This window comes from Pseudomonas yamanorum (genome assembly GCF_013386765.1).
Classification (GTDB): Bacteria; Pseudomonadota; Gammaproteobacteria; order Pseudomonadales; family Pseudomonadaceae; genus Aquipseudomonas; species Aquipseudomonas yamanorum_A.
In genome coordinates this window covers 29957-43455 of sequence record NZ_JACARE010000033.1, presented here as the reverse complement: position 1 = coordinate 43455, position 13499 = coordinate 29957, and the positions used below count along the sequence as shown (strand labels likewise).

At 60.3% G+C, this 13499-nt stretch carries 11 protein-coding genes; 9 read left to right on the top strand and 2 right to left on the bottom strand.

Annotated elements, in window-relative coordinates; all coding sequences use genetic code 11:
- Nucleotides 1–146 precede the first annotated feature (146 nt).
- Nucleotides 147–683, top strand: coding sequence for a DUF4946 domain-containing protein (locus tag HX875_RS24490; RefSeq protein ID WP_177046411.1), 537 nt, complete (start codon nt 147–149; stop codon nt 681–683).
- 169 nt (nt 684–852) lie between these two features.
- Here HX875_RS24490 and HX875_RS24485 read toward each other — a convergent pair whose 3' ends face one another.
- Both HX875_RS24485 and HX875_RS24480 read right to left on the bottom strand, forming a co-directional pair.
- Nucleotides 853–1218 (bottom strand): histone-like nucleoid-structuring protein, MvaT/MvaU family, encoded by a 366-nt coding sequence (locus tag HX875_RS24485; RefSeq protein WP_003212570.1) that lies wholly within the window; start codon nt 1216–1218, stop codon nt 853–855.
- Nucleotides 1219–1414: 196 nt separating this feature from the next.
- Entirely contained in the window at nt 1415–2959 is a 1545-nt protein-coding gene (locus HX875_RS24480) for an EAL domain-containing protein (RefSeq protein WP_177046409.1), read from the bottom strand.
- Nucleotides 2960–3418: 459 nt separating this feature from the next.
- On the opposite strand from HX875_RS24480, the gene HX875_RS24475 reads away from it, so the two are divergent.
- The 8 genes from HX875_RS24475 to HX875_RS24440 all read left to right on the top strand — a co-directional run bounded on the left by HX875_RS24475 (nt 3419) and on the right by HX875_RS24440 (nt 13451).
- Nucleotides 3419–3982, top strand: coding sequence for a fimbrial protein (locus HX875_RS24475; protein WP_177046407.1), 564 nt, complete (start codon nt 3419–3421; stop codon nt 3980–3982).
- A 26-nt stretch (nt 3983–4008) separates the two neighbouring features.
- Complete coding sequence (locus tag HX875_RS24470; protein ID WP_177046405.1) at nt 4009–4767, top strand: fimbrial biogenesis chaperone; 759 nt, start codon at nt 4009–4011, stop codon at nt 4765–4767.
- A 3-nt stretch (nt 4768–4770) separates the two neighbouring features.
- Nucleotides 4771–7338, top strand: coding sequence for a fimbria/pilus outer membrane usher protein (locus tag HX875_RS24465; RefSeq protein WP_177046403.1), 2568 nt, complete (start codon nt 4771–4773; stop codon nt 7336–7338).
- The gene (locus HX875_RS24460; RefSeq protein ID WP_177046400.1) at nt 7335–8357 is read left to right on the top strand and encodes a fimbrial protein; all 1023 of its coding nucleotides are present in this window, start codon (nt 7335–7337) and stop codon (nt 8355–8357) included. Before HX875_RS24465 ends, HX875_RS24460 begins: the two co-directional genes overlap by 4 nt.
- Nucleotides 8357–9082 carry a fimbrial biogenesis chaperone gene (locus tag HX875_RS24455; protein WP_177046399.1) on the top strand — a complete coding sequence of 242 codons (726 nt, stop codon included), beginning with the start codon at nt 8357–8359 and terminating at the stop codon, nt 9080–9082. The genes HX875_RS24460 and HX875_RS24455 overlap by 1 nt, the downstream gene beginning before the upstream one ends.
- 145 nt (nt 9083–9227) lie before the next feature.
- Nucleotides 9228–9794 (top strand): fimbrial protein, encoded by a 567-nt coding sequence (locus tag HX875_RS24450; RefSeq protein ID WP_177046397.1) that lies wholly within the window; start codon nt 9228–9230, stop codon nt 9792–9794.
- Between the two features lie 93 nt (nt 9795–9887).
- Nucleotides 9888–10679 (top strand): fimbrial biogenesis chaperone, encoded by a 792-nt coding sequence (locus HX875_RS24445; protein WP_256348163.1) that lies wholly within the window; start codon nt 9888–9890, stop codon nt 10677–10679.
- Between the two features lie 162 nt (nt 10680–10841).
- Complete coding sequence (locus HX875_RS24440; protein ID WP_256348162.1) at nt 10842–13451, top strand: fimbria/pilus outer membrane usher protein; 2610 nt, start codon at nt 10842–10844, stop codon at nt 13449–13451.
- Nucleotides 13452–13499 lie beyond the last annotated feature (48 nt).

The window sequence follows — 13499 nt, the reverse complement described above, 5'->3', positions numbered from 1 at the left end:
CCCTTGGCTTGCGGCTGGCATCCGTGCAGCCGGTCCATGATACGCAGCCCGGCCTGCTGCGCCAAATGAAAAAGGTCACGCAGCCCTTGCGGGCAGCGGGCGTCGGGGCCCAAACTTTGTCGCTTGAACCTTGAGTGTTTTTCGCAATGATCGGATTTCGCGCACCGCTGTTAAGTACCCTGGGCCTGTTGTTGGGCAGCACCGCCGTATGGGCGGCCGACCCTGAAATTCATTGGCCCAGCGGCTGGCAGGTGGAGGAGGTGGTGCCGGACGATCAAGCCCCGGCGCAGCCCTCGGCAGTGTCCCGTCAGCGCGCGATAAAGAACGATGAAAATGGTGCGACCCTGATGGTCATGGAGTTGACGGGAACCCCAATTGAAGCGGGGCATACGGTCAACCTCCAGGGCGTGCTACTGGAAATGCGCAAATCCATCCAGAAGGACTTTGCCCAAGGCGGTTATCAAAGTGTGTGCACCAAGATGCATCCCACTACATTGAGCCGGCTCGAGGCGCTGGAAACTACCTGTGTAATCACCGAGAACGGTCGGCACGTGCTGTCGCAAACGTTGGTCGGGGCGGTCGATACGGATAAGGCCTATGTTTTTTCATACGCAGGCCAGGCTGAAGCTTACGAATCAAGCAAGGACGAAGTCAGTTCGGTGCGCGACAGCCTTAAACTTTGAGTGCTGTAGGAAGGGCTGGAAATTAGTCGATTGAACAAAGTGAAATGTTATTTAAAGTTCGTTTTTGAAGGTGCTTCCGTACTATTTTGTTTCAATGTTGATGCCTGCAAACAAAAAAGCCCCGCATCTGCGGGGCTTTGGTTAGTGCGTTTGTACTAGCTGGAAAGCATTAGCCGCGAAGCCAGGAATCTACAGTGGCTGCGCCGTACTGTTCTTTCCATGCCTTCAGGCCGCGGTGATTGCCGCCTTTGGTTTCGATCAGTTCGCCAGTGTGCGGGTTGTGGTAAACCTTGACCACACGTGCACGGCGCTGTTTGGGTGCTGCGGCGACGGAAGCGCCGGACTTGCCCGGGTTAGGATCCAGGATGGAGATGATGTCGCGCAGGCTTTTGCCGTAGGTTTTCATCAGCCCTTGCAGCTTTTCTTCGAATTCGATTTCTTTCTTCAGGCCAGCATCGTTCTTCAGGGATTCCAGCTGGGCAAGCTGCTCTTGAAGGGCTTTTTCTGCTGCGCGAAATTCGGCGAGTCTGGACAAAATCTATACTCCAATAGTGTATTTGGCTGATATCTACTGCAAACAAAGCGATAAGCCAAGAGCCTTAAGGCGACTCAGTGAAAGTGGCCCTCCTGCCAATTCAGCACAGGCAGGAAAAATTGTAGTAGTTAATCAGCCATGAGTAAATCATGTCTTTTGTATAAATAACAATATTTCCGCAGAAGTGGCGGGCTATTCAATGACCGTTCAGGAATCTAATGAACTCATCACAAGGGACAGGCTTGCCAAACAGGTAACCTTGCAAGAAATCTACACCTTGAGCGGTAAGATAGTCGCATTGCTCTTGTGTTTCGACGCCTTCTGCCACGATGCCCAGGTCCAGTTTGGCGGACAGTTCAATGATGCTGTCGAGTATATGCCGCGAGAGTGCATCAACACCGATCATCGCCACAAAGCTTTGATCTATCTTCAAGTAATCGACATTGAAGTTGCGCAAATAACCCAGGCTTGAATGGCCGGTGCCGAAGTCATCGATCGCAATCATCACCCCCATTTCGTGCAGCGCCTGGAACAACTGGCGGGTGATGTCGGTGGGCTCGATCAACTCACGTTCGGTCAACTCAAGCACCAGGATCACCTTGCCCGGCGGGAACGCGGCGAGGAACTCCCGGCAGTCCTCCACCAGTTCCAGGTCATGGCAATGGCGCGCGGTAATGTTGACGCCGATATGAAAGCCATCAGCGAATTGAGCGGCGTGAGGTGCCAGTTGCAGGGCCGTCTGGCGCATCAAGGCGCGGGTCATGGGCACGATCAGGCCGGAATGTTCGGCCAGGGGAATGAACAGGTCAGGGCGCACCAGGCCTTCCTTGGGGTGATTCCAGCGCATCAGCACTTCACAGCCGGCCCACTGGCGAATGCTGTCACCCCGCACCACTGGCTGGTAGTAGGGCACGAACTCATTGGCGCCCAGGGCACGTTGCAGTTCCAGGGTCGGCGCGGATGAGCGCTTTTGCAGCCAGTGAGCGAGGATGCCCGCCAGTACGCCGAAAAACACTACCAGAACGAACAGAGCCGGATACCGCGCTTTCATGTAGCGCCAGGTTTCGCCTTCCGGCATCCCGGCTTCCACGCTGTAGGTATACCGCTTGGAATCCAGATGATGCTGGGCCACGGCAAACGTTGGCAGGGCCGTGTTGTGCACCTTGCCATCCGATGCCAGCCAGTTGGACCCTACCTGCAACACCAGGTCGGCATAGCGACTGATCAGGCGCAAGGCGTTGGTCAAGTGGTAGCCATCGATGGAGGCAAAGGCGCCCCGGTCGCCTTCGGTGAGGCGGAACACCAGCAAGGCAGTGTCGGGCGTGACCGGGTTGCCTTTCATCAGCCAGAGCCGGCCATCGACATAGTCATCAGGGTTGACCGGCGACTGGTAGTTGCCGCCAAACAACGAACTGCAATAAATGTTTCGCTGCCAGGACAAGGTGGTGGCGCGCACGAAAGGACGCCGGGTGACTTGTTCGCGAAGTGCCAGTTGTGTCGGGTTATCACATTCATGGCCGGCCAGCGGCAGCAACTCTTGGGCAGCGAGGGCGGTGTTGTCGAGCATCAAGTCAAACTGGCGCACGGCCTCGATGGCGGTTTGCGCCGTGCTGTATTCCAAGGAGCGCCCGGCTTGCCAGTACAGAATAAGCACGCCCAGCAAGATCGGCAGTGCGCCGCTGAGCAACGTGATCAGGTGGCGCGTGGAGGCTTTTCGCGGGCCTTTGACGGTGAGTGGCATGGGGCAGCCTGTGGCGAAAGAAAAAAGCCCCCGAGTGAGGGACGGACAGTAAGCCAGGATGATAGATGGCGTTGGTCAAATAAGCATGTTCGGCAGGCAATTTGAGGTGCACCTAGCCATTCGGTCAGTTGTGAGCGTTTTTTGACCGATGCATACTTTGCAACATATTTGGCGCCCTCTGCAGGTGCCCAGTCTGTTGCAAAAGTGCTCGGACTTGTATCCCGCCTAATAACAAAGTGACGTTGTTCATCCCGTGTCCTGGATGCACCTACGTCAAACGGCTCTCGTCGTGCGTTGCAATAACGTACGTCGGGCGTTTTGTGTGGCCTCTGCACGTGCCACGACCCCAGTCCCCAGTTGAGCAGCCCTCGCGATCGAATGTTTCGCGCAAGGCCTTCGCCTGCCTGTTTGTCAGGTCACTCGGGGCACTTACTTCAACGAATGAGGAATACCTGCGTCATGAAAAAACATGTATCCGGCTTGGCCCGTTTATTAATGGCCGCTGCGCTTGTTTCCGGCTCCCTGAGTGCGGCCGATGGAACGATCACCCTGACCGGCGAAATCAAGGCCAGCACCTGCACCATTAGCAGTGGCACCAGTGGCGCTGCGGGCTCAGGTGCAGACTTTGTGGTGGCACTGGACAACGTCCAGGCCGGCTCTCTGGCCGGCGGGGCAAGCCCATCCAAGGATTTCTTTATCTCTGTGGGCGGGGCGGCGGGTACCTGCGCCGACAACACCAAGGTCGCGGTGTTGTTTGAGCGCAGCAGCCCGGCCATCAACCCGGTTACCGGTAATTTGAGCAACACGGCCGCGGCCCCGGCAGCAGCGAACGTGGAAGTGCAAATTATCGACACGGTGGCGAACACCCCCATAGACCTGGGCAAAGGCCAGGCCTCAACGGTTGCCACGGTTACCGGAGGCAAGGCGACGGTGCCGTTCGCGGCACGTTACGTGGCCCATGGCGGCGTGGCGGGTCCCGGTGCCTTCAAGACCGAAGTGCAGTATTGGGTGACTTACCCGTAAACCTGCCTTGACCGAGGGGACCGACCATGTTCGCTCTATCAAGCCTTCCAGCCGGCATCGTGCTGTTTTGCCTGACCATGGGTGTTGCGCAGGCGGGCATTGTGATCAATGGCACCCGGCAGATTTATCCGGAGCCGCGACAGGAGATCACCGTCCAGGTCACCAACGACGATGCATCGGCCCCGCGCCTGGTGCAGGTGTGGATGGACGGTGGCGACCCCCAGGCCGCCGCCGAACACAGCGAGGTACCGTTCAGCATTTCCCCGCCGGTATTTCGCGTCGACCCGGGTAAAAGCCAGGCCATACGCCTGGCATACACCCGCGAGCCATTACCATCGGACAGGGAGTCCGTGTTCTGGCTGAACGTGCTGGAAGTGCCGCCCAACGGTGCTGGGGCTCAGGCGGACGCGAACCAGGTGCGCTTTGCGTTTCGCATTCGCACCAAGGTGTTTTTCCGCCCGCAGGATTTACCCGGCACTGCCCACGACGCGGCGGACCAACTGCAGTGGCGTGTATTGGCAGGCCGCCCGGCGCTGCTGCGGGTGCACAACCCCACACCCTACTACGTGACCTTTCACGAAGTGGCGCTGGTGACGGGCGCCGGGCGAATGCCCACCGAGCACCAAGGCATGGTCGCGCCGTACGCCAGCCTGGATCTGGCACTGCCCGGCACCTTGGGCGAGTTGCCGACCGGCGCGCAGGTGCAGTTTCAGTACATCAATGATTTCGGCGGGTTCTCTGCGCCTCGGCAGGCCTCCTTTAACGACAGTCACCTGAAGCCCTGATTTATGCGGATCCGAACCCAACCCCGTTCTCTTTCTGCACCCGCGGTACTCAGTGGTATCTGCGGCCTGTTGTTCTGCCCGAAGGTGCCGGCGTCTGCGGCGATGTTCGACCTTGACGCGTTTTCGGGGGGAACGACCCCTGGCGTCGATGTGTCTCGCTTCAATCGTCGTAACAACCTGGGCCCCGGCCAGTACCGTGTCGACCTTGCCATCAACGGCCAGAGCGCGGGGCGTCACGAGTTGGATTTTATCGCCGAGCCGCATCAGGAGGGCGCCGTGCCGTGTCTGGACTGGCCGTTGCTCGAGCGCCTGGGGGTGGTTCGCGGCAAGGTCGAGCCAGTGCCTGTGCCCGGCCCGCTGTGCGGCGACTTGGGCAGTCGAATCCCGATGGCCGTCAGCACCTTTGATTCGGCGGCACTGACGCTGGCGATCAGTGTGCCGCAGGTCTACATGAACGCCGCCGCCCGTGGCGCGGTGGATCCGGCCCGCTGGGACGAGGGCATCACTGCCGGCTTGCTCAGCTACAACTTCAGCAGTTCGACCACCACCCGCGGCACGGGCGAGGATCATGCCTACCTGGGGCTCAACAGCGGTCTTAACCTCGGGCACTGGCGGTTGCGTCACCAGGGCGCCCAGTCATGGGACTCCCGCCACGGGCGGGCGACGTATCAGAACACGTCGACCTACCTGCAACGCAACCTTGCGGCGTGGCAGTCGCGCCTGACGCTGGGGGACAGCTTCAGCAGTGGCCAGGTTCTCGACAGCACTCGCCTGCGGGGGATCAGCCTGAGCAGTGACGATCAGATGGTCGCGCCCTCGCAGCAAGGGTATGCGCCCGTGGTGCGAGGCATTGCCGACACTCAGGCGACGGTGCGTGTCAGTCAGAATGGTTACACGATCTATGAGACCAGCGTTGCGCCCGGCCCGTTTGTCATTGATGACCTGTTCCCCACCGGCAGTGGCGGCGACCTGACCGTCACGGTCAGCGAAGTGGATGGCCGCAAAACCGTGTACACCGTGCCCTTTTCCGTCGCGCCACACCTGTTGCGCAGCGAGGTCACGCGCTACAGCCTGGCGCTGGGTGAAGTCCGTCACAGTGGCATTGAAGGCGGTGCGCCACTGGCCTTTCAGGGCACGCTCCAGCATGGCCTGCTCGACCGCTTGACGGTGTATGGCGGCGCGAGTCTGTCCCAGGGTTATATCCAGGGCAATGCAGGTGTGGCGTTCGGCACCGGTTGGGGGGCGTTTTCCGTGGACCTCACGGATTCACGCGCCCACATTCCCGGGCATGGCGTGCTGACCGGGCAAAACCTCGGTGTGAGCTACAACAAGAACCTCACGCAAACCGGTACCCATTTCACGGTGGGTGCCTATCGTTTTTCCACCGTGGGTTACTTGAACCTGACGGATGCCATGAACGTGCGCGAACTGGGCCGCCAGCAAGGGGATATCGACGCCTATGCCCGGCAGAAAAGCCGGCTTGACCTGAGTGTGAGCCAGCAGGTCGGCCTCGGCGCGCTGGGCTTTTCCGTCAGCTCGACCGATTACTGGAACCGCCGGCAAGGGCGTGAAACGTCCCTGAGTGTGAGTTACGGCGCCGCCTGGCGCCAGGTCAGCTGGAACCTCTCGGCCCAGCGCTCGCGGGTCGAGGAGTACCGTCAGCACACCGGGCTGCGGGATGCGCGCACACCCGGCGGCGGCCAGGTAGACAATCGCCTGTTGCTGACGTTGTCCATGCCGCTGGGCAGCGGTGTTCGTGCGCCAAGCCTGAGTACGACTTTGTCCGCAAGCCGCGGCGAATCCTCAAGCCGTCAGCAGCAACTGGGCATCAGCGGTGTGCTGGATGACGCCGGGGCGATCAACTACGGGGTGTCTGCCAGTAATGCGGCTGACGCAGGTGGCGCCCAGCGCTCGGCCAGTGCCAACGTGGGTTACCACGCCAGCACGGCCAATGTGCGCATGGGCTATGGGCAGGCGGGCGGCAACAGCCAATGGTCGTTCAATGCTGACGGCGGGTTGATTGTGCATGACGGTGGCCTGACCTTCTCCCACTACCTGGGTGAAGCGGCGGCGCTGGTGCATGTGCCGGATGCCCAGGGCGCGTTGCTGAACAGTGGCAACGTGCGGGTCGATCGGCGCGGCTACGCGGTGGTGCCTTCGCTGCGCGCCTACCAGGCCAATACGGTGGGCATCGACCCCGATGGCACCGCGCAGGATGTGGAACTGACGCAGACCACACAGGACGTGGTGCCGACCCTGGGAGCGGTGACGCGGGTGACCTTCAAGACGGTTGTCGGGCGTGCCGTGGTGGTCAAGGCTCGCCGGGAGCAGGGGGAGCCATTGCCGTTTGCCGCGCAGGTGTTTGATGAGCAGGGCAACGAAGTGGGGGTGATCGGCCAGGCCAGCAAGGCCTTTGTGCGCGGCATCGCCGACCAGGGCACGTTGACTGTGAAGTGGGGCGAAAAATCCACTGATCAATGCGCGATCCTTTATCGGTTACCGCCTGCCGGCAGCGGGCGACAGAGCCAGGTGGATCAAGTGCAGGGACAGTGCAGGGTGACTCAATCATGAGGCTGTTTATCGGCCTGTTCTTGTTGGGTGTGATGGGCGTGTCACAGGCCGCCGAGAAGGCCCAATGCACTCCCGGTACCGACATCAATCTCTCCCTTCCCACGGTCAAGGTGCCGGCTGACGCGAAGGTGGGAGACGCCATCGGCCTGTTTCCCTTCGGTACCCCCCATGCCATGGGTTGCACCTACCCCAACTGGCTGATCCAGATAGCCGAGGCGTCGTCCCTGGCCGTCGTCAACAGCCCGGCCACAGGGCAGACCTACCGCGCCCTGGGGCTGGTTATGCCAGTGTTTGCGAGCAACATTCCCGGGCTGGGATTCGCCATTGCGGCACAAGACCCGAACACGCCGTTGAGGGCCATCTCCGATAGCCCGATCAAGTTGCACATTGCGCCTCAGCGCAAGCCGGGAACCTGGGGCTTGAAGGGGCGCCTCTACCTGGTGGTCACCGGGCAGGTGTCGGGGGGCACGCTGGGCCCTCGCACGATTGCCAGGTTTACGGTCAGCCCTGCGGACGTCAGCGGGCCGGGGTTTCTCGCCGTGAACCTGGGCAATGCAGTGATCGCGGCACCGATAAAACCGACCTGCAGCGTCAGCACCAGGACGCTCACCCTGGCGTTGGGCGCGGTGGCCAGGAGAGACTTCAAAGGGGTTGGCAGCCATGCCGGCTCCGTGACCGATAACCTGGTGATCAACTGCGCGGGGGCCACCGAAGAGCGGACCACTGATGTATTGATTACCGTGACCGACCAGACCGCGCCCACCAACCGCAGCGGTGTTTTGTCGTTGTCGCCTGCGTCGAAGGCGACGGGGGTCGGCCTGCAATTATTGAGTGGCGGGCAATTGATCCTGTACGGCGCCGACTCAGCTTCCGAGGGCAACCCTAACCAATGGCTGGCGGGCAGCATTGGCAACGGTGCCCTGCGTATCCCGCTGACCGCTCGCTACATTCAAACCCGGGACAACATCACTCCGGGCAGCGCCAATGGTGTTGCGACCTTCACCCTGAGTTATCGCTGATGAACATCAGGGTATTGCTGGTCACGGCGTCCCTGTTGGCCAGTACCCAAACATCGGCAGATGTCGTCATTGACCGCACCCGGGTGGTATACCCCCAACAGGCCCGGGAGATGACCCTCAGCCTGACGAACGAGGCGCTTGAGCCGAGGCTGGTGCAGGTGTGGATCGACGCGGGTGATGCCATGGCGCGGCCTGAGTCCAGCGATGTGCCGTTTCTGGTGGTGCCGCCCCTCTTGCGGGTGGAGGCCGGAGCGGGGCAGGCGTTGCGCCTGATCCATACGTCGGAGCCCGATCAGCCACGCCTCACCACGGAGTCGTTGTACTGGCTCAATGTCCTGGTGATCCGGCCAGCGCCGCCGGCCGGTGAAAGCAACCACCTGAGCCTGGCCTTTCGCACCCGGATCAAGCTGTTTTTACGCCCCGAAAGCTTGCCGGGCGCCGTGGCGGACGCACCCGCAGCCTTGCGTTGGACGTGGCAGGGCCGCTCGTTGCACGTGAGCAATCCGGGCGACTATTTCATCACCTTGTCTTCTGTGGTGCTGAACCGCGAAGGCCGTACCTGGCGCAACGACCTCCCTCCAATGTTGACACCGCGCTCCAGCGCTACGCTGACGCTCACCGCCGCAGGGCCGGCAGGGCAGGTCGAGGATCAATTCACGACCCTCGATGACAATGGCGCATCCCTGAGCCATGCGCTGGCGCCCGTTGAAACCGCAGCGGAATAGTTGAGGCGCAGGCGCGAAACAATTTGATGAGACTTTGTATGGATCGAATCTCAGCGTGTTCCCCACAGAAGGCTACGGAGGTGTGACCAAAGGACGACGTTGTCTTGGGCCGCTTTCGTTAGCCCATTTTCTTAAGGAAGCGTTGATGATGAAGAAACAACTATTGGCAATGGCATTACTGGCAACTTCTGGGGTAATGGCCACTGCTGTGTCTGCGGCGGACGGAACCATCACGATTTCCGGTGAGGTTAAAGGCACTACGTGCACGATCAGCGGCGGTACCGGTGCCTCTCCAGGTACGGGAGCCAACTTCCCCGTCGTACTGTCAAGCGTCCAGACCTCAGCCCTTGCGGCTGCTGGTCAAACCGCCGGGGCAAAACCGTTCTTCGTGTACGTCGGTGGTAACGCAACATGCCCGGATGGAACTGTAGTTGCTGTGTTGTACGAGGCAAGCAGCCCGAACATCAATCCGGGCACCGGCAATCTACGTAACGTCGCAGCGGCAACTCCGGCGACCAACGTAGAAGTACAGATTGTCGACAGTGCCGTGAACACACCCATCGACTTGCGCTCCGGTCTCAATTCGACGCCTGCAACCGTCACCGGCGGCCTGGCGACGCTGCCTTTCACAGCACGCTATATCGCCACCGGTGGGCCCGCGGGCGCTGGGTTGGTCAGTACCAGTGTGCAGTACTCCGTTACGTTTCCTTGATCAGGCCGGGCTGATTGCCCCTGCGTTTTTTGCCTGAAGTTCTCACCCGGTGCGATTGCCGGGTGCAGACAAGAGCCTATCAAGGAATAAACAATGTTCAATCTCTCAACGACATTCAGCCGTTTGCTGATGCGAGTTGTATTGGGTTTCAGTCTGAGCCAGGCCACCCAGCTTGCCTCTGCCGGGGTCATCATCAACGGCACACGGCAGGTTTATCCAGAGCAGCGCCGTGAGATCACGATCCAGTTGACCAATGATGATCAGCACACACCTCGGCTGGTACAAGCGTGGGTCGATGGCGGTGATGCACATCAGGCTCGTGAGCTGAACGAAGCCCCCTTTAGTCTTTCGCCACCGGTGTTTCGCCTGGATGCCGGGAAAAGTCAGGCGATGCGCCTGGCCTACAACAAGGCTCCATTGCCCGCCGACCGAGAGTCCCTGTTCTGGTTGAATGTGTTGGAGGTGCCGCCCCGGATTAACGAATTCGACCCGGTAACCGAAGAGGGCGACCGCAATCACCTGCAATTCGCCTTCCGTATACGCACCAAGGTGTTCTTCCGGCCGACCGGTTTGCCCGGCAATGCAGACACAGCTCCTGGCCAACTGCATTTCGCCCTGCAGCGCAGCGCCAAGGGCGTGTTACTGCAGGTACACAACCCTTCGGCGTACCACGTGACGTTCAATGAAATTGCCTTGGCCATGGGAGCCGGGCCTGGCGCCAGAGTGCTCCCGGTCGACGCGCAGATGGTCGAGCCAGGCGGCACGCTGAGCCTGCCGGTTCGCGAGGCGGTAGCCGTCATCCCTCCCAGTGCTCAAGTGCATTTCAAGTACATCAATGACTACGGTGCCTTTTCACCCACCCAGCGAGCTGCGCTGCAATTTTGAGCGTGAACAGACGGCTGTTGACGTCGGTTGGATGGCTGCACGCATCGCTCGATGTCGCACAGATTGCTCTAAGCCCCTTCTGAAGTTTTGACTATGCCAAATTACGTTCAACTACGGGTATATCGTTGCGCCCCCGTTTTGCCCTTCAGGCCTGGAAGGTTAATGCTTGGCGGACTGTTCAGTGCGGTATTGATGTCGTCCGAGGCGGCTTCTGCGAGCATGCCGACCTTTGACCTGGGGGCGTTTTCCAGTGGACTGACGTCCACGGCGGATATGTCACGTTTCAATACCAGCAATGTGTTGAGCCCGGGCATTTATCGCATTGATGTAATCGTCAATGGCCAGCGCGTGGGGCGCCGTGATGTTGATTTCATTGCCCTCGATGAAAAGAGTGGGGCGGTTCCATGCTTCGCTCCGCACATGCTTGAGCAATTGGGCGTTGCACTGGACAGGGTTGATCGCAGTGCCGCCCAGGACGTAATGGCCAGCCGGCGGCTGGATGGCGCGCTCTGTGGCGATCTCGGACAATGGATCCCACTTGCCAGCAGCAGTTTTGATGCGTCGACGCTTGAGTGGTCGGCCAGTGTCCCGCAGATATACCTCAAGCAATCTGCCCGGGGTTATGTCGATCCTGAGTATTGGGATGACGGGGTTACCGCCGGCTTGCTCAGTTACAACTTCAGCACGTCGACCCGCACTTCGGGGAATGTGGACGATCGTACCTACCTGGGACTCAATACGGGCGTCAACCTGGGCAGTTGGCGTTTACGGCACCAGGGCGCCCTGAGCCAAAACTCCCGCAGCGGTCTGCAGCCTTATCAAAATACCGCGACCTACGTGCAGCGTAGCCTCGCGCCCTGGAAGTCACAGCTGACCATCGGTGACAGCTTCAGCAGTGGGCAAATTCTGGACGGCGTGCGCGTACGCGGCGTGACCCTGGCATCGGACGAACGCATGCTGCCGCAATCGCAACAAGGGTATGCGCCTCAGGTTCGTGGTGTGGCAAGCAGCAATGCCACTGTCACGGTTAGCCAAAACGGCTACACCATTTATGAAACGAAGGTCGCGCCAGGTCCCTTTGTCATCAGTGACTTGTTCGCCACCGGCTCAGGCGGCGACCTGACCGTCAGCGTGACCGAAGTGGACGGGCGTCGGAGCACCTTTGTAGTGCCATATTCTGTGACCCCGCAATTGCTGCGCGCCGACGCCACCAAGTACAGCGCAACCTTGGGCGAGGTGCGCCAGCGGGGCATCGAAGGCAACGCTCCTTCGGTGTTCCAGGGCACCTTGCAGCGAGGTTTAACAGACGAGCTGACGCTGTATGGCGGCGGTTCATTTTCTCAAGGTTATAACCAGGGCAAGCTAGGCATCGCCGTGAGTACGCCCCTCGGCGCGTTCTCCCTGGACGGCAGCGGCTCGCGAACCGGGGTACAGGGGCAGGGCAACTTGTCAGGCCACAGTTTTGGCCTGGGCTACAGCAAAAACCTGCCGACCTCGGGGACGCACTTTTTGCTCGGCGCCTATCGGTTTTCGTCGGACGGCTATCTCAGCCTGCCCGATGCGATCAACGTGCGTGAGCTCGGACGTCGCCGAGAGGATACGAACAACTATGCCCGCCAGAAAAGCCGTCTGGACCTGACCGTCAGTCAAAAACTGGGGGACGGAACGTTGAGCCTGTATGGCAGCTCGGTCGATTACTGGGGGTCGCAGCAGGGGCGGCAAACCTCGTTTACGGTGGGGTACGGATCGAGCTGGAAGAGAGTCACCTGGAACGTATCGGCCCAGCGTTCGCGGGTCGAAGACACCCGCCAGTTGAGCGATGGTGAACTGGCAGACGAGGTGTTTTTCGGGCGTACCGCGCAGCAGGGACGCGTTGATAATCGCTTTATGTTGTCCCTGTCGATGCCATTGGGCAGCGATTTCAATTCGCCCAGCATCTACACCTCGTTATCCCGGGACACCGGTGCGTCTCATGGCGCCCAGCAGCAGGTGGGGCTTAACGGCTTGTACGGAGAGAATGCCGAAGTCAGCTATGGCATTTCCGGTAATCGCAGTACCAGTGAAGGAAGTAGCTCCAGCGACGTCAATACCTACGCCGGCTACCGTACTCGCGCGGCTAACCTGCGGATGGGTTATGGCCAAAGCAAGGACAGTTCACAGCTGTCGTTCAGTGCCGATGGCGCTGTTGTGGCTCACGCAGGTGGCATGACCTTGTCGCAAAGTCTGGGCGAGGCCTCGACACTGGTCCATGCGCCGAATGCCGAGGGCGCCATGCTTGGCGGCTCTGGCGGCACACGCATCGACAGCAGCGGCTATGCCGTCGTGCCGTCCCTCAGAGCCTTCCAGAACAACGTGGTGGAAATCGATCCCGAAGGCACCTCACTGGATGTGGAGCTGAAGGAGTCGACCCAAACGGTCGCCCCGACGTTGGGTGCGGTGACGTTGATCACATTCGAAACGGTCAGCGGGCGTGCCGCGGTTCTCAAGGCCTCGCAGAAAAACGGTCAGCCCCTGCCGTTCGCCGCCCAGGTGTTCAATGAGCAAGGCCTTGAAGTCGGCGTGGTTGGCCAAGCCAGCAAGGCGTTTGTCCGGGGTATCGCCGACAGCGGCGTGCTTTTGGTCAAGTGGAGCGAGGCGGCCGACGGCCAGTGCCACATCAACTATCAAATGCCACCGACGATCAAGGGCGAGCGTCAAGTCGACACAGATTTGCTGCAAGGGCAGTGCGTGGCAGTGACGGCGCCGGCCACGCGTGCGTTGAGCGGATTGTGAACATGTCGGGTTTATTCAGCGTTCAAGGACATTCCGGGAGATATGGAA

Excerpts from the sequence above, each read along its gene's own strand:
- HX875_RS24490 (WP_177046411.1), top strand. The coding sequence starts at position 147 with ATGATCGGATTTCGCGCACCGCTGTTAAGTACCCTGGGCCTGTTGTTG.
- HX875_RS24480 (WP_177046409.1), bottom strand. The coding sequence starts at position 2,959 with ATGCCACTCACCGTCAAAGGCCCGCGAAAAGCCTCCACGCGCCACCTG.
- HX875_RS24475 (WP_177046407.1), top strand. The coding sequence starts at position 3,419 with ATGAAAAAACATGTATCCGGCTTGGCCCGTTTATTAATGGCCGCTGCG.
- HX875_RS24470 (WP_177046405.1), top strand. The coding sequence starts at position 4,009 with ATGTTCGCTCTATCAAGCCTTCCAGCCGGCATCGTGCTGTTTTGCCTG.
- HX875_RS24465 (WP_177046403.1), top strand. The coding sequence starts at position 4,771 with ATGCGGATCCGAACCCAACCCCGTTCTCTTTCTGCACCCGCGGTACTC.
- HX875_RS24460 (WP_177046400.1), top strand. The coding sequence starts at position 7,335 with ATGAGGCTGTTTATCGGCCTGTTCTTGTTGGGTGTGATGGGCGTGTCA.
- HX875_RS24455 (WP_177046399.1), top strand. The coding sequence starts at position 8,357 with ATGAACATCAGGGTATTGCTGGTCACGGCGTCCCTGTTGGCCAGTACC.
- HX875_RS24450 (WP_177046397.1), top strand. The coding sequence starts at position 9,228 with ATGATGAAGAAACAACTATTGGCAATGGCATTACTGGCAACTTCTGGG.
- HX875_RS24445 (WP_256348163.1), top strand. The coding sequence starts at position 9,888 with ATGTTCAATCTCTCAACGACATTCAGCCGTTTGCTGATGCGAGTTGTA.
- HX875_RS24440 (WP_256348162.1), top strand. The coding sequence starts at position 10,842 with ATGCTTGGCGGACTGTTCAGTGCGGTATTGATGTCGTCCGAGGCGGCT.